Raw genomic sequence first — 23,556 nt, forward strand, 5'->3', positions numbered from 1 at the left:
CCATCCCTTGCCCCTTTGGCTTCCGATGGGCGCGCGTTTCGTCCTCGGGCTCGCCTTGGCCGCCCTGGTCTGGGAAGGGGCGGTGATCGCCCTGGGCATCCGCCCGCATATCCTGCCGCGGCTGAGCACAATCCTCTCCGCCATCGCGGCCGCACCCGGCGCCTATGGGGCCGGCTTTCTGCGGACGCTTGCGGAAACCCTGATCGGCTTCGCGGCCGGCGGCATCGTCGGCGTGCTGAACGGGGTTCTGTTCTTCCGTGCTGCCGTGCTGCGGGACCTGCTCTTCCCCATTTTCGTCGTGTCGCAGACCATTCCCGTTATCGCCTTCGGAGCGCTGGTGGTGTTGTGGTTCGGCAATACGCTGCTGGCCAAGGCGGTGATCGCCTTCTATCTCACCTTCTTCCCGGTCACCGTGAACACGCTGCTCGGCCTGCAATCGGTCGATCCCCGGCAAACGGCGCTGCTGCGTAGCTTCGGCGCCAATGGCCGGCAGCAGATGCTGCGCCTGCAACTCCCCATGGCGCTGCCCCAGATTTTCGTGGCGCTACGGCTGGCGGCCTCGCTCAGCCTCGTCGGCGCCATTGTCGGAGAATGGTTCGGGGACACGACCGGGCTCGGCGTGCTGCTGCTTCAGGCCATGTATAATGAGAATGTGGTCGGGCTTTGGGCCGCCATCCTCTGCGCCGCCGTGCTGGGAACCGGCTTCTACGCGCTGGTGGCGCTGGCGGAGCGGCGCATCGTCTTCTGGGGAGCGGAGCAATGAGCCGCTCCACGCTGCGCGGCGCCGTCGGCGTCCTGATGCTGCTGATCCTCTGGGAAGGTGTGGCGCGCGGCTTCGCCCTGCCCTCCTACACCCTGCCCGCCGTCAGCGAGATCCTGCTCTCCGGCTGGCAGCAGCGGCACGCCCTGCTGTCCGCGGCCTGGTTCACCCTCGCTGAGGCGCTGGCCGGCTACGCCATTGGCAGTCTCGCCGGCATTGGGATCGGTGTGCTACTCGCGCTGTTGCCGCCCGTTCGGCGAGGCGCCATGCCCGTAATGATGGCGATCAATTCCGTCCCGGTCGCCGCCTGGTCGCCCCTGCTGCTGCTCTGGCTCGGGGTTGGCATGGCGTCGAAGATCGCGGCCGTCGCGCTGGCAGTGGGTTTTACCGTCTTCCTCAGCGCCCTGGCGGGGTTCGACCGGGTGGACCGTCGCTCGGTCGACCTGATGCGCAGCTTCGGCGCCGGCCCGCTTTCCATCCTCTGGCGTCTGCGCGTGCCTGCGGCCCTGCCCCTGATCGCCGCGGGCATGCGGGTTTCAACCGTCCGCAGCCTGATCGTCGCGATCGTGACGGAGATGCTGGGCGCCTATGGCGGGCTGGGCTGGATCATCTACCAGGCCGTCGTGCAGATCGACTTTGTCAGCGTCTGGTCGGCCATCCTCGTCGCCTCCGCCATCAGCCTCGCCTTCTTCGGGCTAGTCGGCGCTGTCGAGCGGCGCCTGATCTTCTGGAGGTAACATGGACCGGCAGATGCATCTCGGCCTTTTCCTGCTGGGAACGGGCAGCCATGTCGCGGGCTGGCGGGTACCCGGCGCGATCGACAGCTTCCAGGACATCGACGCGATGGTGGAGGTGGCGCAACTCGCGGAGCGCGGGTTGTTCGACTTCATCTTCATGGGCGATAACCTCTATGCCGATCCCGCCGCCCATCCGTCCTATACCGTGCGCTTTGAGCCGCTGACGCTGCTCTCGGCGCTCGCCGCCCATACGACCCATATCGGCCTTGGTGCCACCGTCTCCACCACTTACAGCGATCCCTTCACGACGGCGCGCGCCTTTGCCTCGCTGGACCATATCAGCAGGGGCCGCGCCGCCTGGAACGCCGTGACCGGCGCCTCCCCGGCCGCGGCGCCAAATTTCGGGCGCCTGCACCCAAACCATGCCGAGCGCTACGCCATCGCCGGCGAGTTCGTGGATGTGGTGAAGGGTCTGTGGGATTGTTGGGCAGAGGACGCGATCGTCGCGGATCCTGAAAGCGGCCGCTACATCGATGCCGGCAAGGTCCGCAGCCTCGACCATGAGGGACCACATTTTACCGTGAAGGGTCCACTGAACATCGGCCGTGCGCCGCAGGGCCATCCGGTCATCCTCCAGGCCGGCGGGTCGGCACCGGGCCAGATGCTGGCGGCGCGCACGGCGGATGTCGTTTTCTCCGTGGTGCAGGATTTCGGGGAGGCGAAGGCCCAGTATGACGCGCTGAAGGCCCGCCTGCCTGGCTTGGGCCGCCGGCCGGAGGATGTGACCGTGCTGCCCGGCGTCATGCCCGTGGTCGGCCGCACCACGGAGGAAGCCTTTGCCAAGCTGGCCATGTTGCAGAGCTTCGTGGATGCAAGAAACGCCCTGGCCCTGCTCTCCGATCGCTTCGGCACAGACATGTCAGGCTACGATCTCGACGGCCCCGTACCGGATCTTCCTATCCCCGACACCTATCACAGCTTTGCCGGCGTCATGCTGAGCAAGGCGCGGCGTGAGGGAATGCGCCTGCGTGATGTCTATAACCTGATGGCCGCCGCGCGGGGCCACTGGGTCCTTGTCGGCTCGGCCGAGGAGGTGGCGGACACGCTAGAGGCGTGGTTCCGCGGAGGGGCTGCGGATGGGTTCAACATCATGCCTTCCCACCTCACCGGCGGATTGAGGGATTTCGTGGACCTCGTCGTGCCGGTTCTACAGGCCCGCGGGCTGTTCCGCCGCGCCTATGCCGGCCGAACCCTCCGCGAGCATCTTGGTCTCGCCCGGCCCGCGCGGAAGCCAGACGCCGCCTGAGCGGCTACGCCTCCGTTTCCGTTTCGCGAGCCGTCATTTTGGGATTGTCTTTGCCACAAAGCTATCCCACAAATACAAAACGGCTGCGAAGGACGTTCCGCCCTTGTCTCGTCTGACCGTCAGCAGGAAGGCGCTCCTCGACCGGGCGGGAACCGACCAGTCCTTCCGGCAACTCGTCCACGACCTGCTCGCCTTCTCGGCGCGGCTGCAGGAAGTGCGGAACGGACTGGCACGGCAGATCGGCCTGGGTGGCGCGGCCTACTCCATCCTCATCTCCATCGCCCATCTGGAGGAATGCCAGCCCTCCGTCGGCGTAGCCTGCATCGCGGAACATCTTCATCTCAGCGGTGCCTTCGTGACGATCGAGGTGGGCAAGCTGGTGGCCCAGGGACTGGTGACGAAGCAAACACACCTCTCGGACCGGCGCCGGGTGATGTTGTCCGTCACGCCAGCCGGGCATGAACGTCTGGACGCCCTGGCTCCCTTCCAGACCGAGGTGAACGACACCTTGTTCGAAAGCCTGGACCGGGAATCCTTCGCGACACTGCGCAAACTGATCCCGCAGCTCGTGGCTGGCACCGACCGGTCACTTGCCCTGTTGCAGTTCATGGCCGGAAGCGAACCTGCCGCCGCCGGCCAGCGTAAGGGGGGCTAGGCAATGGCCGCGGCGCCGCGAACCTGCCTGGAGAGCCCGGCCCGGCAGCCCCGTCCCCCATCCCTCGCGCTGCCCCACGGAAGGAGGCATCCATGAGCACCGTGAAGAACGGCCCGCAGCACATCGCCAGCCTTCGCGACAACCGCGAGGTCCTGTATCGCGGCCAGCGCGTGGCCGATGTCACCACACACCCCGCCTTCCGCAACAGCGTGGCCTCGTCGGGCGCGCTGTATGACTTCCAGGCCCGGCCGGAAAACCTGGAACTCATGACTTTTGAGAGCCCGGACAAGCCTGGGACACGGGTGAACCGCTGCTGGCAGCTTCCAACCTCCTATGCCGAGCTGGTTGAGCGCCGGAAGGCACTGGTGGCCTGGTCGGAAACGCATTGCGGCATGATCGGCCGCAGCCCGGACCATGTGGCATCCGGAATTTCCGGCATCCTGATGGGGCTAGACACGCTGGAGGGCAGCGGCTTCCGCACTGGCGTTCTGCGGGACTACTATCGCCACGCCCGCGACAACGACCTTTTCCTCACCTATGTCATCATCAACCCTCAGGCCGATCGCTCCAAGGGCGCCGCGGGGCAGGCCGATCCCTTCCTGACGGCCGGGGTCGTGGACGAGGATGCGGGCGGCCTGACCATCCGCGGTGCCAAGATGCTGGGCACAAGCGCCATCATGGCGAATGAGGTGTGGGTGACGAGCCTCCAGCCCCTCAAGAAGGGCGAGGACGACCGCTACGCCGTCTCCTTCATGCTGCCGATGAACGCGCCCGGGCTGAAGGTCATGTCGCGGAAGTCCTATGAGGAAGCATCGCCGAGCGTTTACGACAACCCACTCGCAAGCCGCTTCGACGAGAATGACGCTGTCCTCTATTTCGACGACGTGAAGGTGCCCTGGGACCGGATCTTCGTGAATCAGGACACCGAGGCCTGTGCCCGCCAGTTTCACGGCACGCCCGCCCATATCTTCCAGAACTATCAGGCGCAGATCCGGCTTTCCGTGAAGCTGCGCTTCCTGACCGCGGTGGCCCGCCGCATCGCCGAGATGAACGGCATCATTGGCTTTCCCAATGTGCGTGACATGCTGGGGCAACTCGCTGCCGAAGCCGCGATGGTGGACGGCATGCTGCACGGCATGGAGGCCAAGGGCGTACAGCGTGGCGCCTATTTCGTGCCGGACGCCCATCTTCTCTACGCCGCCCAGGTCCTGACGCAGCAGCTCTACGCCAAGGTCCTCGGCACGCTGCGGGAACTGGCGGGCGGCGGCATGATCATGCTGCCCTCGGGTATCGAGGACTTTGCCAATCCGGAGCTGCGCGCCTTGATCGACCGCACGCAGCGGTCCCCGGCCACCGATCCGGAGGGCCGGGTGAAGTTCTTCAAGCTGGCCTGGGACGCAGTGGGCAGCGAGTTCGCCTCGCGCCACGCCCAGTACGAGATGTTCTATGCCGGCGCCTCCTTCGTGACGCGCGGGCATTCCTTCCGCACCTATGACTGGGAACGCGGCGCGCAGATGCTGGACGGCGTCCTGAACTCCTACGACCTGGACGGGACCAAGGCGGCGCGCGGCCTCGCCGCCGAATAGGCGCCTGCCCTGCGCACCACCACCGAAGAGAAAGGCGCCTGATCCGAATGTCCGCCACCCTGTCGAATGCCGAGATCCTCGACACCCGCTTCCGCGCCGCGCTGCGCCGGATGGCGGAAGCCGGGCGCGTCGAGACCTATGCGGCGCCGGCCGATCCGAATCTCGAGATTTCCGCCATCATGAAGCGGCGCGATGGCGGCCCGGCGATTCTTTTCTCCAACCCCGTCGGGCACGACAAGCCCGTGATCGGCAACCTCCTCTCCTGCCGGGAGAATGTAGAAGCGGCCTTCGGCACGGATTTCCGGACCATTCGCCAATTCGTCGGCCGCGCGATCGGCAACCCATTGCCGCCGCAAGTCACGTCCCATGCGCCCGTACAGGAGGTGGTGCACCGCACCGGCTTCGACCTGGGCAGCATGTTCCCCGTGCTGAAGCACGCGCCGGGGGATGGCGGCCGCTTCTTTACCGCCGGCATCGTCATCGTGCGCGATCCCCAGACGGGCATCTACAATGCCTCCTATCACCGGCTGCAGCTCGTCGGTCCGGACCGTGTCGCGATCAAGCTCGATTATGGCCGCCATCTTCGCCTCGCCTTCGAGCGGGCGAAGCAAACGGGTGAGGACCTGCCCGTGGTGGTCTGCATCGGCGCGGATATCGCCCTGCACTACACAGCGGCCACCATGGGCTCCCAGATGCCGGAAAGCGCGGATGAGCTCGCCGTCGCCGGCGGCCTTGCCGGCCGTGCCCTGCCGGTGGCGAAGGCCCTGACGGTGGACCTGATGGTTCCCGCCGAGACGGAGATCGCCCTGGAGGGCCATATCTCCGCGACGCAAACGGTGCGCGAAGGTCCCTTCGGCGAGTTCGTCGGCTTTCCCTCCCCCGAGGACGATGCCCCCGTGCTCGTGGTGGATTGCGTCACCCATCGCCGCAATCCCGTCTATCACGCGATCAACGGCTATGGCCGCGAAACCGTGATGCTGCGGAAATACGTGCTGGAGGCCAGCCTGCTAAAGGCCGTGCAGCCCGCCGTCCCCATCGTGGTGGATGCGGAGATGACTGCCGGCGGCATGCATCGCTTCCACGCCGTGGTACAGGTGAAGAAGGCATCCCGCCAGCATGAGGGCTTCCAGCGCAACGCTATCCTCGCGGCCTTCGGGGCGCTGAAGGATCTGGACATGGTCATCGTAGTGGATGACGACATCGACATCCGCGACCCCTTGGATGTGGAATACGCGCTGGCCACCCGCTTTGAGGCTTCGCGCGATCTTATCCTGATTCCTGGCGCGCGCGGGCATGAATATGTCCGTGCCAGCAATGAGGGCATCCGCGCCAAGCTTGGCATCGATGCGACCGTGCCCTTCGAGGAGCGGGAGCGCTTCCAGCGCATCGCCTTCGCCCCGGTCGAGATCAACGAAGGGCAGTTCACCCGCGATCCGGCCGAAGCCGGGCGCTGGTTCCAGGGCTAAAAAAAAGCGCCCCATAACAACGGGCCCGTCACGCGGCATGGAAATCATGGAGATGGCATGATGTTCAGGCGAGAGTTGATGGCGGCGGGCCTGGCGGGCCTTGCCCTTCCGCATGGGGCATGGGCCCAGGGTACCTGGCCCGACCGGCCTATCCGGTTCGTTGTTCCTTTTCCGCCGGGCGGCAACACCGATGCGGTGGGCCGTATAGCCGCGCAATACATTCAGGAAGCGCTAGGTGGGCGGTCGGTCGTGATTGAGAACCGCGGCGGCGCAGGCGGGATAATCGGCAGTGACTATGTCTCCAAGTCTCCGCCGGACGGCTACACTTTCCTGGTCGGCAGCATCGGCTCGATCACCATCTCCCCTGCGATCGAGCGCATGCCGTACGATCCATTGAAGGATCTGGCGCCGGTCAGCATCCTGAATACCAACCCGCTGGTCCTGATCGCACGCAAGAATCTTGGCCTCTCCTCCGTGAGGGAGCTGGTGGAGCGGGCCAAGGCCAAGCCGGATTCCCTAACCTACGGATCCAGTGGCATTGGCGGGCTCATGCATGTCTCGGCGTTGCTGTTCGACAGCCGCAGCGGTACGCGACTGACCCACATTCCCTATCGCGGCGGCGCTCCCGCGGTGACGGCGCTGATTGCCGGCGAGGTGGACCTCGTCTTCGCCAACATGTCCGATGCGTTGCCCCATGTGCAGGCTGGTGCCGTCGTGCCGCTTGGCGTGACCACAGCCAAGCGCAGCGCTGAACTGCCCGCAGTGCCGACGATTATGGAGAGCGGCATCCCTGACTATGTCACGGAGTCCTGGAACGGTCTTTTTGCCCCCGCCGGCACACCGGCACCCATCGTGAACCGCATGTCCTCCATCTGCGCGGCCATGGCGAAGGATCCGGAGGTCCGCCGGCGCATGGCCTCCTTCGGTTCCGTCGCCGTCTCCTCAACGCCGGAGGACTATGCGCGCATGCTCCGGGAGGAGACGGAGCAATGGGCCACAACGCTGAAAACGGCAGGCCTCTCCAGGCCGGCGTAACCGGCGCGGCGGAAGACGGGGCCTTCCCCGTCCTCCTTAGGTTCCGCAGAAAGTTACATAGGGCTCGCCGGCCGGCGCCGGCGGCTCGTCGGCGCCCGGCTGGTCCTCATAGGGCCGGGCCAGGCTGTCCAGCAGCACATTAAAAGGCCCGAGATCGTCGTTCTGCATGGCGGCGGTCAGCGCGGCCTCCACCAGATGGTTGCGCGGGATCACGGCGGGGTTCACCGCCCGCATGGCGGCGGCCCGCGCAGCCGGATCGCCGCCCTCCTCCGCCAAGCGGGCGCGCCAGCGGGTGGCCCAGGCGTCATAGGCAGCCGGATCGGTGAACAGGGCGCGGACAGCCGCGTCGCCGGCCGGGTCCTCGGCCGCGCGGCAGAGCCGGCGGAAGGTAAGGGTGAAGTCGGCCCCGTTCTCCGCCATGGCGTTCAGCAGTTCCCCGGCCAGGGCGGCATCACCCGTGCGGTCGCCCGGCAGCCCGATTTTGGTGCGCAGCCCCCCGAGATAGGCGGCCTCGAAGGCCGGGGCATAGCCCGCCAGCACCTCGTTCGCGACGGCGAGGGCAGCTTCCTCGGTATCGCCGAGCAGGGGCAGCACGGCCTCGGCCAGGCGGGCCAAGTTCCACTGCATGATCCGGGGCTGGTTACCATAGGCGTAGCGGCCGAACTGATCGATGGAGCTGAAGACCGTCTGTGGGTCGTAGGCATCCATGAAGGCGCAGGGGCCGTAATCGATCGTCTCACCGGAGATCGAGCTGTTATCGGTGTTCATCACCCCGTGGATGAAGCCGATCAGCATCCAGCGGCCGACCAACGCGGCCTGCCGTGCCACCACGCCCTCCAGCAAGGAGCGATAGGGATTCGGGGTCCCGGCTGCCTCAGGGTAGTGCCGGGCGATGGCGTGGTCGGCCAGAATCTTCAGCGCCTCCACATCTCCACGCGCGGCGAAATAGGCGAAGGTACCCACGCGAATATGGCTGGATGCCACGCGGGTCAGCACAGCGCCGGGTAGCGCTGTCTCGCGCCGCACCTCCTGACCCGTAGCCACCGCCGCCAGGGCGCGGGTGGTGGGCACGCCCAGGGCGTGCATGGCCTCGCTGACCAGGTACTCGCGTAGCACCGGTCCCATGGCCGCGCGCCCATCGCCCATGCGGGAGAAGGGGGTCGGGCCGGAGCCCTTAAGCTGGATGTCGAAGCGCGCCCCATCCGGCGCCACAACCTCTCCGACCAGGATGGCCCGGCCATCGCCGAGCTGCGGGACGAAGTTGCCGAACTGGTGGCCGGCATAGGCGGTGGCGATTGGCTCGGCACCCACCGGCACGCGGTTGCCGGCCAGGACGGCCGCGCCTTCCGGCGTGGCGAGCGCGGCAGGGTCGAGGCCGAGCCGCTCGGCGAGGGCGGTGTTCAGCTTCAGCAGCCGCGGTGCCGCCACCGGCGTGGGGTCCAGCCGGGCGCGGAAGCGGTCGGGCAGCCGCGCATAGGAGTTGTCGAAGGGGAAGCGGATCGCCTCCTCCTTCCGGGCCGCCTCGAAGGTGCCGGCATCGGTCATGGTCATGATAAGGCTCAGATCGCGCCGGGCCAGCCGTGAAACAAGAACCCCGCCGTTCGCTTCGGCGCGATCAGTCCTGCTGCTGGCCCAAGAGGTCGGCAAGTCGCCCGGCTGCGGCGGCGTTGGATTCCGCCTCGATGGCCCGGTAGGTCCGAACCACCGCCTCGCCCAGCCCTGTCAGCCGGGCTCCGCCGCCCCCTGCCCCGCCAGCTGCCGTCTCCGCCACCGGCGCGCCGAGGCCGCGATTCAGCGCCTCCACCAGTTCCCAGGCCCGCCGATAGGACATGCCAAGGGCACGCCCAGCAGCCGAAATGGAGCCGGCGCGGCCAATCTCCTCCAGCAGCCGCACCTTACCTGGGCCGATCCGTACCCCGTCTCCCAGGTCGAGCCGGATGCTAAGGCGCGGACTGGCACCGTCCCCGGATGCAGAAACGCGCTTGGTCGGAAGCATTCTCAGCCCTGCAGCCGAAACCGGAGCATGAGATTGTTGGCGGGCATCTCCTGAATACCGGCCCCCTCAAATCCGCACGCTGCGGCGGCATCCGCCACGGCCTCAAGGTCCCGCACGCCCCATTCAGGATTCCTGCGGCGCAGATCCTCGTCGAAATCCGCGTTGCTCGGCGCCGTATGCCGCCCTTCCCGCCGATAGGGTCCGTAGAGAATCAAGGGACCTCCGGTCGGCAGGCGCGCGGCCGCCCCGCGCAGCAGCCCGAGTGTCGCCGCCCAGGGGGCAATATGAATCATGTTGATGCAGAGCACCGCATCCGCCCGGGTAACCGGCCATTCTTCCCCTTCGGCGTCCAGCCTCAGCGCCGGGCGGATGTTTCCGCGCCCTTCGCCCGCCACCCAGGCATCGATACTGGCCAGCGCCCCCGGATCGGGGTCGGTTGGCTGGAACTCCAGATGCGGCAGGGCGCCGGCGAAATGCACGGCGTGTTCGCCCGAACCGCTGGCCACCTCCAGCACCAAGCCCTTCGGCGGCAGCCAGCGCCGCAGCACCGCAAGAATGGGATCGCGGTTGCGCGCCGCGGCCGGTGCATGCCGCCGGGCACCCGACAAAGCTCCGCTCATGCTTCAATGCCTCCCGATCGTCCGGGATGGATCATAGGGCGTGATCCCCGAAATTCGCTCGAAATCGGCCTGCATACCGGCACCAAGCATCACGCTTGAGCACCCGCTTCAACCGGTCCCACGCTCTGCCAGCACCCGTGCCCGATAGCGTTGCACGCGCTCCTTGAGTCCCGGCCGCGCAACGGAGCGGGCCAGGGCAGCCAGGTCAGCCGCGTCGTCGGCCCGCCGCGTCCGCCGGTGCAGCATGGCGACGGTCTCCGCGTCCAGGCGGGTGGCATCGTGCCGCGCGGCCTCAAGGGCCGCCGCCACGCTCTCCGGCGGCAAGACCTCCGTTGCCAGCCCGATGGACAATGCTGTGCGGGCATCCAGCGCCTTCCCCTTCAACAGCAGAGCCCGCGCGGTGCAATCGCCCACCAACCCCGCAAGGCGTCCGGTTCCGAGCACAAGGCCGAAGGCAGGCCCCGGGAAGGACAAGCGTGCCTCCTCTATGGCAATGCGATGATCACAGACCGCGAAAAGATCCGCCCCTGCCCCGAAAATCCGCCCATTCCCGACCGCCAAGGTGGTGACCGGCGCAGCATGGATCGCCTGCAGCAGTATCTCGATCCTGATAACCCGCAGGGCGAGGTCCCCGTCCGAGATCGCATCCAGATCCGACAGATCGAGACCCGTGCAGAAATGTCGCCCTGAGCCGCGCAGCACGATCAACCGGGCTCCCGTGGCGACCGCCTTCCCGAATTCCTGCTCCAACGCCTCGACCAGATCCGGCCCAAGCGCATTCCCACGCTCCGGCCGGTCCAGCCAAAGCGTCACGACCTCCTCGTCCCTCTCGCTTCGCACGGGGGATAGGATGGCGCTCAACGCTGCAGCTCCCGCAGCAAATCCGGCCCCGGTTCGCTGGAATAGCCGGAGATGAACTCCTTGATGCTGCCATCGGCAAGAAAGACATGCCGGCGCACGGTGCCGATATCGGCACCATACAGGTGGATGCTGATCGACACCCGGTCGTCGAAGGCATTGGTCACCCGGTGGATATCCCCGATGCTGGGAGAAACCGCCTCGATATCACCGGGTTCAAGCCGGACCGGCGCGCCGGAGGGAAGCAGCTGGCCATCCGCCGTCCGCTCAAAATTTGTGGAGATCTCGGCACCGCGCAGCATCCCGATCAATCCCCAGACCGTGTGGTCATGGATCGGCGTCGCCTGCCCGGGGCCCCAGACAAAGCTCACCAGCGAGAAGCGTCCCGCCGGATCACGGTAGATCAGGTGCTGGCGATAATATTGCGGCGACCAGGCGGCGCAGCTTTCCGGCAGCCAATCATCCACGGCAATCAGCCTGGCGAGCAGCGGCCTCGCTGCGTCCAGCAACGCCGCCTCTCCCTGCACTTGGTCCACCACCTCCGTCACTGCCCGGACGAAGGCCGCCAGCTTCGTGATGCCCATGCCGTGAATATCCTCCCGCCCAGCCTTTCAGCCGGAAGATTGGGCGGTCGAGCCAGCGGAAGCCAGCACTCACGCTCCTCCGCAAAGTAGCGCCCGCCCGTGGAACCGTCACGCCGCGAGCCCTTGGCGGCCCGGTGGCCCGAAACCTGCTGTTGTTCGGCCGCGGCGGTTTCACAGCGCCGCGAGACCGCTGGTAGAAGGGCGCAGGCGGCAGGCCTCCGCCACGATCCATAGCGTCGGGGAGTCACGATGACCGTGCGCAAGATGCATCTGGTTGCCTATCTGAAGGCTGGCCCGAATCACAGCTATCCCGGCGGATGGCGGCATCCGAGCGCGACGCTGGACGACCTCTTCGAACCTAGCCGCTACGAGCACATTGCCCGCGTGCTGGAGGCCGCGCGTTTCGACGCCTGCTTCTTCGCCGACGGCCTGGGCATTCCCGACATCTACCGAGGCAGCTATGATGACTATCTCGGCCGCGGTGGCCAGCTCAGCCTGCTCGACCCCATGGTGCTGCTCCCCTACATGGCGCGCGTCACCTCGCGCCTTGGCCTGGGCGCTACCCTCTCGACCACCTTCACCAATGCCTATCAACTTGCCCGCAGCCTCGGATCGCTCGACCTGCTGAGCAAGGGCCGCGTGGCCTGGAACGTCGTCACCACCGCACGTGAGTTCGAGGCACGCAATCACGGCAGCACCCCGCTGCCGCCGAAGGACCTGCGCTACGACATGGCCGATGAGGTGCTCGAAGCCTGCTGCGCCCTCTGGGACGGCTGGGACGAGGATGCGCTGGTGCTGGACAAGGCCAGCGGCGTCTTCGCCGATCCTTCCAAGGTCCGCTACGCCAATTACGGCGGCCGCTATGTCAGCACGCGGGGCCCGCTCTCCATCCCACGCAGTCCACAGGGCCGGCCCGTCATCATGCAGGCGGGCGCTTCCGGCCGCGGCCGCGACTTCGCCGCGCGCTGGGCGGAGATGATCTTCTGCTCGCCCGTCACCAAGGCGGACGGCATCGCCTATCGTAGCGACATCCGGAGCCGCATGGAGCGCCTCGGCCGCGCCCCTGATCTTTGCGCCGTGCTCCCCACCGTTTCCGTGGTGGTGGGTGAGACGGAAGCGATCGCGAAGGAGAAGGCGGCCCTTTTTGAATCCCTGGTGGATCCTGAGCTGGTCCTCGCCTCCAGTTCCTGGTCCGTCGGTGCCGACCTCAGCACGATCGACAGTCCGGAGGCGATAAAGGCCCAGCCCGGCAATCAGGGGGTCCACGGCCACCGCGAACGCATGATGCAGGTTGCGCGTGCCAAGGGCATCAGCTTCTCCGAGGCCGTGCGCAAGCCACGCGACCTCCTGGCCGGAACGCCCGCGATGATCGCCGATGTGATGGAGGACTGGTTCCGCTCCGGCGCCTGCGATGGCTTTATCCTGCCGCCGACCACCTTCCCCACGACCTTCGAGGAGTTCGGCCGCATGGTCGTGCCGGAACTCCAGCGCCGCGGGCTGTTCCGGCAGGACTATGCTGGGCGGACGCTGCGGGAGAACCTGCACAATCCCGGATAAAAGCCCCGAAGGGGAGGTATGCCCCTAGCGCTGTCACGCCAGGGGCGCTGTGCGCCCGGCAAACCGACGAAAAAGATGCGGGGCTCCGGGGAGGATTTTTCTCCCCGGCCTTTCTCATCGGGGCCAAACAGCTTCCAGCACCGACCCCGTTGCGGACTCCGTAATCAGCGCCCGCCCGCTATCCACCAGCAGATTCGTCACGGTGTGACCGCGGCAGGATTGCAGCCGCGCCATCACCTCCCCTTGCTCCGACAGCACGAAGACGCAGCCCAGCGAAGCATGCGCCACCAGCAAGCGGCCTGCTGCATCCACCGCCATTCCGTCTGGGCCGGAGGTTCCGTGGAAGGAGGCAAAGCGTCCCACCTTCGCCGTCGATCCATCCGGCAGCAGCGGCAGGCGCCACACCGCGTTGTCGCGCGTCATGGCGACGAACAGCACATCCTCCTCCGGTGAAAGCGCCAGGCCATTCGGGCTCGGCCCATTGCTCAGCAGGCAATCCAGCCGCCCATCCGGCGCTAGCCGGTACACGCGCCCCGTGGGATCGTGCAATCCGCTCTGCCCCTGGTCCGTGAAGTACAGGTCGCCATTCCGTGCGAATACAAGATCATTGGGCCCCTTGAACCGCTCGCTGTTCCGGCGGCTGAGCACGGGCTCCGGCACACCGCCGGAAAGCGGCAGCGACAGGATGCCTTGCTTGTAATCGGCGATGTAGAACCGGTCGCCGTCCGGATGCAGCGCCAACCCGTTCGGCTCGCCGTCGTAATCGGCCAGCGTTATCCAGTCGCCATTCGTGCCGATACGAAAAATCCGCCCATGCGGGATGTCGGTCACATACAGGTTGCCGTCCCGGTCCAGGCAGGGCCCTTCCAGGAAGCAGTCCACCGGTGCGCCGCGCTTGTTGGCGCGCGACCACTCCGTCACCACCGGCCGGCGCAGCGCATCCGGCATGCTGGCGTGAAGCGTGGTCTCGATGATGGCCGGGGCGGCGTAAGGCATCATGGCGTATCTCTTCGCTGAACAGATTCGGTTTCCGGCCGGGGCGGGGCAGTCCCGCCGAGAATGCGCGACAGATCCTGCGCTGCCTCGGCCACGATCCCGGCCAGCCTTTCGCAATTTGCCGGGTCGAAGCGATGCAGCGGCCCCACCACGCCCAGCGCGCCCGCCAGCCCGTCCGGCGCGAAGACCGGCGCGGCCACCGCCGCCGTCTCTGGGTCACGCTCGCCCAATGAAACATAGACACCATGCGCCCGCACCGCGGCATCCTGTGGCGTGTTTCCATCGGTATAGGCCGTCAGCACCCGCCCGCTCGCCCCGCGATCCAGCGGCAGGCGCGATCCTTCCTCGACATGGTGCCGGATCAGCCGGTCCGAATGGTGCCGGAACAGGCAGATGCGCTGCGCACCCTCGCGCACGTAGAAGCCCGCCGTCTCGCCCGTGCGAGCGGTCAGTGCAGCCAATGCCGGGCGGACACGATCGGCCAGGTTGAAGGCTTCCCGGTACAACAGCCCAAGCCGCAGCGGCGTCGGGCCAAGCCGGAATGCGCCTTCCACATCCCGGTGCAGATAGCCGAAGCGGATCAGCGAACCCGCCAGGCGCAGCACGGTGCTCGGATACAGCCCCGCCCGCGCCGCCAGTTCGCTCAATGTCAGCCGCGGCCGCCCGTCGGTGAAGGCCTCCAGCAAGGAAAGCGCCCGCTCCACCGCGTCCACGCGCGGCTCCGCCGAAGCAGTTGCCTCCCCCTTGGCCGCCTGCGCCGCCGAAGAGGGCGGCCGTCCCCGGCGCTTCGGCGGAACCGGCCGCGCAGCTTCGGCAGTCATGACGTTTCCCCGTTGACGCGCACATCAGTCGTCCCTACGAATTCTTCTCAGGAAAAATAATTTCTGTCCAGCAGAAATTCTCGTGTGCCGAGACGCTGGTCGGACCCATGGGAAGAAAGCCAACCATGCCGCTCTCCACGCGCGCCGCTGCCCTGCCTCGCCGCACCGCCCTCCTGGCGCCGCTAGCGGCCCTGGCCACCCCGCACCTCGCCCGCGCCCAGGACACCGACTGGCCAACCCGCCCTGTGCGCGTGATCATGCCCTACGCCGCAGGCGGCCCAACCGACGTGATCGCGCGCCTTCTCTGCGACACCCTCTCCCAGCGCCTGCCGCAGCGCTTCGTGGTGGAGAACCGTACCGGTGCCGGTGGCAATATCGGCGCCTCCGCCGCCGCGAAATCCGCACCGGACGGCACCACCTTTCTCTTCACCAATACCGGCCATGCGGTGAACCGCTCGCTCTACGCGAAGCTGGACTACGACCCGCAGAAGGACCTCGTTCCCGTCACCATCGTGGCCGAAAGCCCGATGGTTCTGCTCGTTCCGCCCAACGCCCCCTTCCGCACCCTCGCCGAACTCGTGGAGCAGGCGCGCGCCAAGCCCGGCGAGTTCTCCTATGGCAGCACCGGCACCGGCGGCGCGCTGCAGCTCGTCAGCCTGCTCTTCCTCAAGGCCGCTGGCCTGCACATGGAGGAGATCCCCTATCGCGGCAGCGCCCCCGCCGCGCAGGACCTGCTCGCCGGCCGCCTGAACATGCTCTACGACGCCGGCGTCACCGGCTTCCCCCTCGCCCAGGCAGGCCAGGCCCGCGCCCTTGCGGTTTCCTCGGCGCAGCGCTCCAGCGTGATGCCTGACGTGCCGACGATTGCGGAGGCCGGCTTCCCCGCGGCTACCTTCAGCGTGTGGCAGGGCCTCTTCGCCCCCGCCGGCACCCCCGCCCCGATCATCGCGCGTTTCCGGAACGAGGTCGCCGCCGTGCTGAATGAGGGCCCGTTGCGTCAGCGCCTGGTCGAGCTGGGTGCCGAGCGCATCATCGCCGACAGCCCTGCCGAGGCCCGCCGCTACGTGGATGCCGAGATGGACCGCTGGGCCGGCGTCCTGCGCGAGGCCGGCATCCAGCCGCAATGAGGCGCGAAGCGCGCCCGCATTTCAGGGCAGAAGGAGTTCCGGCATGAGCATCCTCGTCAGCGAGGTCGGCCCACGCGACGGGCTGCAATCCATTCGCCGCACCATGCCGACGGAAGCCAAGATCCGCTGGATCCGCGCCTTGGCCGCTGCCGGATTGCGGGAGATCGAGGTCGGCTCCTTCGTGAACCCGAAGAAGCTGCCGCAAATGGCGGACGCTGCGGAGCTGGTGCGCGCGGCGCTCGAGATCCCCGGCCTGACCGTACTTGCGCTAGCGCCGAACCTGCGTGGTGCCCAGGCAGCGCAGGCAGCGGGCGCCCGCAAGATCACCATGCCTGTTTCCGCCTCCAACTCGCACAGCCTCGCCAATATCGGCGTTACGACGGACCGCGCGATCGAGCAGGTCGGCGAGGTTATCGCCTGGCGCGACACACTCCCGGAATCAGCGCGTCTGGAGATCGAGATCGGCATTTCTACCGCCTTCGGCTGCACTATCGAGGGCGCGGTGTCCGAGGATCGCGTCATCGATGTGGCGATACGCCTCGCGCGCCAGGGCGCCGATAGCGTCGGTCTTTCGGACGGCGTCGGCTATGCCAACCCCGCCCAGGTGAAACGCCTGTTCACCCGCCTGCATGCCGAGCTCGGCGACAAGGCCGGCGGTGCCCATCTGCACAACACACGCGGCCAGGGCCTGGCCAATGTCGTGGCGGCACTGGATGTGGGCGTCACGACTTTCGACGCCTCCCAAGGCGGCATCGGGGGCTGCCCCTATTCGCCCGGCGCCACTGGCAACATCGTCACCGAGGATCTGGTCTGGATGCTGGAGGCCATGGGCCTCGACACGGGCGTGGACCTGGAGAAGCTCGCCGAGGCCCGCAGGATCCTGGAGGAGGGCCTGCCCGGCGAATCCATCTACGGATACCTGCCGGATGTCGGCACCGAGAAGGGCTTCCATTACGCCAATGGGCGCCTCGCTCCGGAGGGAACCGGCAAGGTGCACCACGGCAAAGATCATGAGGCCGCCGCATGAGCGCCGACACCGCCACCCCGCTGCCGCTCGACGGCATCCGGGTCATCGAATTCTCCCATATGGTGATGGGCCCGACCTGCGGTCTGGTGCTCGCTGATCTCGGCGCCGAGGTCATCAAGATCGAGCCGCGAGGCAAGGGCGACCGCACACGCTATCTCACCTCATCCGGCACCGGCTTCTTCGCCGCCTTCTCGCGCAACAAGAAGTCCGTCCAGCTCGACACGAATGACGACGCGGACGTTGCCATCATTCAGCGCCTGACGGACACCGCCGATGTGGTCATCGAGAATTTCCGTCCCGGCGGCCTCGCCGCGCGCGGCCTGGGTTACGACACGCTGTCGAAGCGCAACCCGCGCCTCATCTACTGCTCCCTCAAGGGCTTCCTCTCCGGCCCCTATGAGAACCGCACCGCGCTGGATGAAGTAGTGCAGATGATGAGCGGCCTCGCCTACATGACCGGCCCACCCGGCCGTCCACTCCGCGCCGGCGCGCCGGTGAACGACATGATGGGCGGCATGTTCGGTGCCATCGCCATCCTGGGCGCGCTTCGCCAGAGGGAGATGACGGGCAAGGGACAGCACCTGCAGTCCGGCCTGTTCGAGAACGCCGCCTTTCTCGTCTCCACCCATATGTTGCAGCAGGCCATCACGGGCGTGGCGCCTCCCTCCATGGCGGCGGGGAAGCGGGCCTGGGGCGTCTATGATGTCTTCACCGCCGCTGACGGCATTTCACTCTTCATCGGTGTCGTCACCGAACGGCAGTGGGAGATCTTCACCCGGGCGCTCGGCGAGCCGGCACTGCTGGATCCCGCCTGGGCCACCAACTCGCTGCGTGCTCAGGGCCGCGAAACGCTGATCCCGCTGGTGCAGACCCTGGTGGGCAAGCACAGCGCAGCCGAGCTGGAAGCGATGTGCGAGAAGGCCGGCCTGCCCTTCGCCCGCATCAACCAGCCCGGCGACCTCTATGATGATCCGCATCTGAACGCCACCGGTGGCATGCTGCCGCTCACCCTGCCCGATGGCCGTGCGACCAGTGTGCCCGCCCTGCCCATCCAGTTCGGCGACTCCCGCCTCGGCCTACGTTCCGACCTGCCTGCCCCGGGCCAGCACACCGCCGAGGTGCTGCGCGAACTAGGCCTGGAAACCGAGACACCGGATACCCCTGCCGCCGCGCCAAGCTGACAGAAACGGCCGGAACCCACGCTCCGGCCGCGTGCCCGCGCTGATAACGAGAACCGAGGAGCCAAGAATGAACCGTCGTCATCTTCTGCTCGCCGCTGCGGGCGGCGCCCTGGTCCCGGCCGCCTCGCATGTTGCACGCGCCCAGGGCGCCGCGTCCTGGCCCGACCGCCCTATCCGCCTGATCGTCCCTTATCCGCCCGCGGGCGGCACCGACGTGATCTCGCGTGAGATCGGCGGACGCCTCGCCGCCTCCACCGGCTGGAACATCGTCATCGAGAACCGCCCGGGCGCCGGAGGCAATATCGGCATCGACACGGTCGCGAAGGCAACCGACGACCATACGATCGGCATGGGCCAGACCTCGAATCTCGCGATCAATCCCACGCTCTACGCCGCCAACATCACCTATCAGCCACTGCGCGACCTGGCCTTGATCTCCCTCGTCGCCGTCCAGCCCAATGTGCTGGTCGTGGCGAAGAATTCCCCATTTCGCAGCATCGCCGATGTTGTGCGCGCGGCGAAGGCGAAGCCGGGCGAGTTGAGCGCCGGCAATCCCGGAAGCGGCACAATCGGCCATCTCGCGACCGAGTTGCTCAACCGCCGCGCGGGCGTGGATATTGCCGTCATTCCCTATCGCGGCGCCTCCCAGGTCTCGACTGACCTGCTGGCCGGCCGCATCGACCTCTACTTTGCCAACCCCCTCGCGGTACGCGGCATGATGGAATCGGGTGAGATGCGCGCCCTCGCCGTCACCTCGCCACGGCGTGCTAGTTCGATGCCCGAGGTGCCCACCATGATCGAGGCAGGCTACGAGGGCTTCGAGGCCGTGAACTGGACCGGCCTCGTTGCCCCGGCCCGCATGCCCGCCCCTGTCATCGTCCGGCTCAACGAGGAGGTCCGCAGGGCCCTTGCCCTACCTGCCGTTATCGAGCGCCTGGCCGTCGAGGGCGCCGAGCCCAAGCCGTCCTCCCCGGAGGAATTCCGCAGCTTCCTGACGTCCGAGTTGGAGAAGTGGGGCAAGGTGGTGCGCGAGAGCAAGGTGAAGGTGGAGTAACCGGAAGGCGGCCGGACCTGGCCGCAGTCCCACGATCATTCGTCCACGGGCCGGGCCAAGCAGATCTGGTTCAGGCTGTCGGCGGTAAGCGGATTGCGCGCGAAATCGCCATAACGTGCCGTGAGTTCGAAGCCCGCCACCTGAAGCAAAAGAGAAAGCTCCTGTGGGAAGAACTGCCGCAGCACGAGTGGCGCCATTCTCTGTACGGGGTGTCCCGCACGCCGCACGCGCCAGTGGGCCGTGCGGACCTGAGTTAGCGGATCGTAGCTTGCGACCTCCTCGGCTTCGATAGAGGAGGAGGGATTCGGTCCAAGATCCAGCCGCCGGACCTCACCCTCCGGCCGGGACAGAAGCCGGAGATCCGGTCGCACGACATCGAAGGCGAGGCAGCCACCGGACGGCAGATGGCGCCGGATAGCGGCCAGACAGGAGCGGATATCCTCCGCTTCGGTAAGATGCGCCAGTGAGTTGCAGGAGATCACAACCAGGGCGAAGCGGCGGCCCAGTTCGAAGTTCCGCATGTCGCCGTGGAGGAAGGTAACGGCGGTTTCCTGGGACCTTGCCTTGCGCCGCGCTGCTGTCAGCATCTCCGGCGAGGCATCCAGCCCCACCACTTCATGCCCGTCTCGCGCAAGCGGAAGAGTCAAGCGCCCGGTGCCGCAGGCAAGTTCCAGGATCGGGCCCCCGGTGCGGCGCGCCTCCTCGCGATAGAACGCCTCGCAAGGGCCAGGCTGGACAATGGCATCATAGAGCTCGGCGACGCTGTACAGGGACGGAACGGGGTCATTCTGGAGCAGGGCGGCACGCAAGGGCTTCTCCGTCATTCGTAATGGCAGAGGCCAAGGATCATTGTTCCTAAGCTCGTTGAACCAACAATTCCAGGAGGAGCTTAGGATACACCGCGTCGGCCAGCCCACAGTGCTGCATGCCGGACAACGTGGCCTGATGAAGTGCCGCGCCTGCGCTCAGCGGAACAGACCTCTCTCTTCCCCTGCTCTTGTCAATTCACTCGTCCCAGCAGTCCGCGCGCGATGACCTGGGCCTGAATTTCCGCCGCTCCCTCGAAGATCGAGAGAATGCGCGCGTCGCAAAGCACGCGGCTGATCGGGTATTCGATGGCGTAGCCATTGCCGCCATGGATCTGCAGCGCGCTGTCCGCGTTGCTCCAGGCCACGCGCGCTGCCAGCAGCTTCGCCATGCCCGCCTCCATGTCGCAGCGTTGCCCGCTATCCTTCGTGCGCGCCGCGAAATAGGTGAGCTGCCGCGCCATCATTGTCTCGGCCGCCATCCAGGCCAGCTTCGCATGCACGCGCGGGAAATGCAGGATCGCCTTGCCGAACTGCTCCCGCGTCGTCGCATAGGCCACGCCCAGCTCCATCGCGTTCTGCGCCACGCCGAGCGCGCGTGCCGCCGTCTGGATGCGCGCGCTCTCGAAGGTCTCCATCAGCTGTTTGAAGCCCTGGCCTTCCACGCCGCCAAGCAGTGCGGAAGCCGGCACCTCGAAGCCGTCGAAGCCGATCTCGTACTCCTTCATCCCCCGATAGCCGAGCACGGGGATTTCTGCCCCGCTCATCCCCGCTGCCGGGAAGGGATCCGTCTCCGTTCCACGCGGCTTCTCCGCCAGCAGCATGGACAGGCCCTTGTAGCCGGACCCCGCCGGCCCCGTCCGCACCAGCAGCGTCATCAGGTCCGAACGTGAGCCATGGGTGATCCAGGTCTTCGCGCCATAGACCTTGTAGACATCGCCCTCCCGCACCGCACGGGTGCGGAGATTGCCCAGGTCGGAACCAATATTGGGCTCGGTGAAAACCGCCGTGGGCAGCGTCTCGCCCGAGGCCAGCCGCGGCAGCCAATGCGCCTTCTGCTCCGTGGTGCCGCCAAGGCGTATCAGCTCCGCCGCGATCTCCGACCGCGTGCCGAGCGAGCCCACGCCGATATAGCCACCGCTCAACGCCTCCGAGACCAGGCACATGGCGACCTTGCCCAGTCCGAGCCCGCCGAACTCCTCCGGAATGGTCAGCCCGAAGACGCCCATCTCGGAAAGCTTGCCGATCAGGTCGAGCGGGATCAGCTCGTCGCGCTGATGCCAGCCCTGGGCATGCGGCGTTACCTCGGCAGCCGTGAAGCGCAGGAACTCCGCCCGTGTCGCCTCCAGCGCATCGTCCTCCAGCCCGACCGCGCCGTAATCCCCGGCCGCCACCGCCTCGGCCAGTTCCAGGCGCGCCGCCTCCAGCGCCGCCGGGTTGGAAAGCCGCGCCAGCACAGGTTCTGCCAGGAAGCGCGCCACCGCCTCGGGCGGCACGCCCAGATCGGCGGGACGCACCAACTCCGTCTGGCTCATCGGAATGCCGCCAGCGAGCTGCCCGAGATACTCTGCGAAGCCCAGCCGCAGTATCGCCGCCTCGGTGCGGCCCAGCCCGGCACCGGCCGACGACCCATGCGCCCAGCGCAGGGTCTGCCGCAGCGCCTCCACATAGGCCGCCTGCCAGGCCAGCCCGTGCAGCGCGAACTGGTGCCGCTCCATCAGCGCCGCATCCGGCCTGCCGGCCGGCGCCACTGTCGCGGCGACCGCGCGCCGCCCCTCCTCGAACAGCCGCTCCGCCGCCGCCAACGCGGTGTCGTATTCGGACAGCCCCATTCCGTTGCCATCAGCCATCATGATGGATCCTCTCTCAGCGGCCATCGGGGCCGACAACCACCCCATCATCATGCAGCTTGCCGATCGCCGCTGCGGAAAGCCCCAGCACCTCTGCCAGCACCGCGTCGCTATGCTCGCCCAGCCGCGGTGCCGGGCGCGGATCGGGGCGCGCTGTACCGGAGAAGGCGAGAGGCACTGCTGGGGCAAGGATGCGCCCCACACCGGGCTGTTCGATCTCGCTGAACATCGGGTTGGCCGGGGAGACCCGCGGGTCCTCCCGCACCAGCTGTCCGAAATCCTGGTACGGCCCCCACAGGATGCCGCTACCCTCGAACAGCTGCGCAATCTCGGCCAGCGTATGCCGGGCAAACCACGGGGCCAGCACCGCCCCGATGGCGTGCCGCGCCTCGAAGCGCCCACCCTCGTCGTTCAGGTCCACATCCAGCATGGGCCCGATCATCGCCAGCTTTTCCGCCAGCCCCGTGACCTTCCCGATCGCCCGCCATTGCCGGTTGGAGATGGCGACCAGCATCACCCGCCGCCCATCCGCCGTCGGGAAGTCGCGCCCGAAGGCGCCGTAGAGGTCATTGCCGATCGGCTGGCGAACGGCCCCATTCACCTGCACATCGGCCACGTATCCCAGATTGGCCACAGAGGCGAAGGCCACATCCGCCAGCGACAACACCACCTCTTGCCCGCGCCCCTCGCGCCGCCGCACCCGCTCCGCCGCCAGCAGCCCGGTCGCCAGGTAAAGCCCAGCCGCGATGTCCCAGGCCGGCAGCACATGGTTCACCGGCTCCCCGCCCCGGCCGGTCGCCATAGGGAAGCCCGCCGCGCAGTTGACGGTGTAGTCCAGCGCGCCGCTGCCATCCGGATTGCCGATCAGCCGCAGCATGATCAGGTCCGGCCGGTCCGCGGAAAGCGCCGCATGGCTCATCCAACCGCTTGCCGGCAGGTTGGTCAGCAGGATCCCGGCATCCTCGCCCCCACCGCAGATCAGGGCACGGGCGATCTCCTGCCCCTCCGGCCGGTTCAGCGCCAGCGCCACCGAGCGCTTGGCCTTGTTGAGCCCGGTCCAGTACAGGCTGGTTCCCTCGGGCGAGAGTGGCCAGCGCCGGTAGTCGATATTGCCGCCGATCGGATCGATCCGGATCACGTCCGCGCCGAGTTGCGCCAGCGTCATCCCCCCGATCGGCGCCGCGATGAAGGCCGCGACCTCGACGACCCGAAGGCCAGATAGCGGGCCAGCCATCAGCCGGCCCTGCCCCGGACAGTGAACTGCACCGGGGCAGACGCCCCCGCGCTCCGCGGCCGTCGCGCCAGCCGCCCCTCGAGCCTCAACCAGGCATTCATGTTCCGCGGTTCCTCCTGGCCTGGATCATAGGTCGGATCAGCCGAGGGGCGGAATAGCCCGGCAGCCGGCCGCTTCAGGCGCCTCACAATTCCATCAGGGGTGAGGATCCTTCCGGCAGCCACGCGCGAAACGGACACCTTCCGCTCATATAGCCCCAGGCGACTGATCCAGCGGTCTGGGCAGGCTTAAGCGCCTCAA

At 67.3% G+C, this 23,556-nt stretch carries 22 protein-coding genes; 12 read left to right on the forward strand and 10 right to left on the reverse strand.

Annotated features, from left to right (window positions below):
• Positions 1–25 precede the first annotated feature (25 nt).
• The 7 genes from ACO1BU_RS09375 to ACO1BU_RS09405 all read left to right on the forward strand — a co-directional run bounded on the left by ACO1BU_RS09375 (position 26) and on the right by ACO1BU_RS09405 (position 7,545).
• Positions 26–763: an ABC transporter permease gene (locus ACO1BU_RS09375; protein WP_424135668.1), complete on the forward strand. Its 738-nt coding sequence runs from the start codon at positions 26–28 to the stop codon at positions 761–763.
• Positions 760–1,497 carry an ABC transporter permease gene (locus tag ACO1BU_RS09380; protein ID WP_424135669.1) on the forward strand — a complete coding sequence of 246 codons (738 nt, stop codon included), beginning with the start codon at positions 760–762 and terminating at the stop codon, positions 1,495–1,497. Before ACO1BU_RS09375 ends, ACO1BU_RS09380 begins: the two co-directional genes overlap by 4 nt.
• Position 1,498: 1 nt before the next feature.
• Positions 1,499–2,803: an LLM class flavin-dependent oxidoreductase gene (locus tag ACO1BU_RS09385; protein WP_424135670.1), complete on the forward strand. Its 1,305-nt coding sequence runs from the start codon at positions 1,499–1,501 to the stop codon at positions 2,801–2,803.
• A 103-nt stretch (positions 2,804–2,906) separates the two neighbouring features.
• Complete coding sequence (locus ACO1BU_RS09390) at positions 2,907–3,458, forward strand: MarR family winged helix-turn-helix transcriptional regulator (RefSeq protein ID WP_424135671.1); 552 nt, start codon at positions 2,907–2,909, stop codon at positions 3,456–3,458.
• Between the two features lie 92 nt (positions 3,459–3,550).
• Entirely contained in the window at positions 3,551–5,044 is a 1,494-nt protein-coding gene (locus ACO1BU_RS09395) for a 4-hydroxyphenylacetate 3-hydroxylase family protein (RefSeq protein WP_424135672.1), read from the forward strand.
• 47 nt (positions 5,045–5,091) lie between these two features.
• Entirely contained in the window at positions 5,092–6,510 is a 1,419-nt protein-coding gene (locus ACO1BU_RS09400) for a UbiD family decarboxylase (protein WP_424135673.1), read from the forward strand.
• A gap of 57 nt (positions 6,511–6,567) precedes the next feature.
• A complete protein-coding gene (locus ACO1BU_RS09405) occupies positions 6,568–7,545 on the forward strand; it encodes a Bug family tripartite tricarboxylate transporter substrate binding protein (RefSeq protein WP_424135674.1) in 978 nt (325 codons plus the stop codon).
• A 36-nt stretch (positions 7,546–7,581) separates the two neighbouring features.
• Here ACO1BU_RS09405 and ACO1BU_RS09410 read toward each other — a convergent pair whose 3' ends face one another.
• From ACO1BU_RS09410 to ACO1BU_RS09430, 5 genes are all read right to left on the reverse strand, one after another.
• Positions 7,582–9,090: a protein adenylyltransferase SelO gene (locus ACO1BU_RS09410; protein ID WP_424135756.1), complete on the reverse strand. Its 1,509-nt coding sequence runs from the start codon at positions 9,088–9,090 to the stop codon at positions 7,582–7,584.
• A 70-nt stretch (positions 9,091–9,160) separates the two neighbouring features.
• Positions 9,161–9,541 (reverse strand): winged helix-turn-helix domain-containing protein, encoded by a 381-nt coding sequence (locus ACO1BU_RS09415; RefSeq protein ID WP_424135675.1) that lies wholly within the window; start codon positions 9,539–9,541, stop codon positions 9,161–9,163.
• A 2-nt stretch (positions 9,542–9,543) separates the two neighbouring features.
• Entirely contained in the window at positions 9,544–10,161 is a 618-nt protein-coding gene (locus ACO1BU_RS09420; protein ID WP_424135676.1) for a DUF938 domain-containing protein, read from the reverse strand.
• Positions 10,162–10,269: 108 nt separating this feature from the next.
• Complete coding sequence (locus ACO1BU_RS09425; RefSeq protein ID WP_424135677.1) at positions 10,270–11,022, reverse strand: enoyl-CoA hydratase/isomerase family protein; 753 nt, start codon at positions 11,020–11,022, stop codon at positions 10,270–10,272.
• On the reverse strand, positions 11,019–11,603 hold the full coding sequence (locus tag ACO1BU_RS09430) for a cysteine dioxygenase family protein (RefSeq protein WP_424135678.1): 585 nt from the start codon (positions 11,601–11,603) through the stop codon (positions 11,019–11,021). The genes ACO1BU_RS09425 and ACO1BU_RS09430 overlap by 4 nt, the downstream gene beginning before the upstream one ends.
• A gap of 249 nt (positions 11,604–11,852) precedes the next feature.
• On the opposite strand from ACO1BU_RS09430, the gene ACO1BU_RS09435 reads away from it, so the two are divergent.
• On the forward strand, positions 11,853–13,160 hold the full coding sequence (locus tag ACO1BU_RS09435; protein ID WP_424135679.1) for an NtaA/DmoA family FMN-dependent monooxygenase: 1,308 nt from the start codon (positions 11,853–11,855) through the stop codon (positions 13,158–13,160).
• 114 nt (positions 13,161–13,274) lie between these two features.
• On the opposite strand, the gene ACO1BU_RS09440 is transcribed toward ACO1BU_RS09435, so the two are convergent.
• Positions 13,275–14,159 (reverse strand): SMP-30/gluconolactonase/LRE family protein, encoded by an 885-nt coding sequence (locus ACO1BU_RS09440; protein ID WP_424135680.1) that lies wholly within the window; start codon positions 14,157–14,159, stop codon positions 13,275–13,277.
• The gene (locus ACO1BU_RS09445; protein ID WP_424135681.1) at positions 14,156–14,977 is read right to left on the reverse strand and encodes an IclR family transcriptional regulator; all 822 of its coding nucleotides are present in this window, start codon (positions 14,975–14,977) and stop codon (positions 14,156–14,158) included. The genes ACO1BU_RS09440 and ACO1BU_RS09445 overlap by 4 nt, the downstream gene beginning before the upstream one ends.
• Before the next feature lie 107 nt (positions 14,978–15,084).
• Between ACO1BU_RS09445 and ACO1BU_RS09450 the strand changes: the two genes are divergently transcribed.
• The 4 genes from ACO1BU_RS09450 (at position 15,085) to ACO1BU_RS09465 (ending at position 19,366) form a co-directional block, all read left to right on the forward strand.
• The gene (locus tag ACO1BU_RS09450) at positions 15,085–16,104 is read left to right on the forward strand and encodes a Bug family tripartite tricarboxylate transporter substrate binding protein (protein WP_424135682.1); all 1,020 of its coding nucleotides are present in this window, start codon (positions 15,085–15,087) and stop codon (positions 16,102–16,104) included.
• A gap of 43 nt (positions 16,105–16,147) precedes the next feature.
• Positions 16,148–17,131, forward strand: a complete 984-nt coding sequence (locus ACO1BU_RS09455) for a hydroxymethylglutaryl-CoA lyase (RefSeq protein WP_424135683.1) — start codon at positions 16,148–16,150, stop codon at positions 17,129–17,131.
• Entirely contained in the window at positions 17,128–18,312 is a 1,185-nt protein-coding gene (locus ACO1BU_RS09460) for a CaiB/BaiF CoA transferase family protein (protein ID WP_424135684.1), read from the forward strand. Before ACO1BU_RS09455 ends, ACO1BU_RS09460 begins: the two co-directional genes overlap by 4 nt.
• Positions 18,313–18,379: 67 nt before the next feature.
• On the forward strand, positions 18,380–19,366 hold the full coding sequence (locus ACO1BU_RS09465; protein ID WP_424135685.1) for a Bug family tripartite tricarboxylate transporter substrate binding protein: 987 nt from the start codon (positions 18,380–18,382) through the stop codon (positions 19,364–19,366).
• A gap of 35 nt (positions 19,367–19,401) precedes the next feature.
• Here ACO1BU_RS09465 and ACO1BU_RS09470 read toward each other — a convergent pair whose 3' ends face one another.
• From ACO1BU_RS09470 to ACO1BU_RS09480, 3 genes are all read right to left on the reverse strand, one after another.
• A complete protein-coding gene (locus tag ACO1BU_RS09470) occupies positions 19,402–20,190 on the reverse strand; it encodes a class I SAM-dependent DNA methyltransferase (protein ID WP_424135686.1) in 789 nt (262 codons plus the stop codon).
• 176 nt (positions 20,191–20,366) lie between these two features.
• Complete coding sequence (locus tag ACO1BU_RS09475; protein WP_424135687.1) at positions 20,367–22,022, reverse strand: acyl-CoA dehydrogenase family protein; 1,656 nt, start codon at positions 22,020–22,022, stop codon at positions 20,367–20,369.
• A gap of 16 nt (positions 22,023–22,038) precedes the next feature.
• Positions 22,039–23,256, reverse strand: a complete 1,218-nt coding sequence (locus ACO1BU_RS09480; protein WP_424135688.1) for a CoA transferase — start codon at positions 23,254–23,256, stop codon at positions 22,039–22,041.
• Between the last annotated feature and the right edge of the window lie 300 nt (positions 23,257–23,556).

The sequence above is a fragment of the Roseomonas chloroacetimidivorans genome (genome assembly GCF_049629625.1).
Lineage (GTDB): Bacteria > Pseudomonadota > Alphaproteobacteria > Acetobacterales > Acetobacteraceae > Roseomonas > Roseomonas chloroacetimidivorans.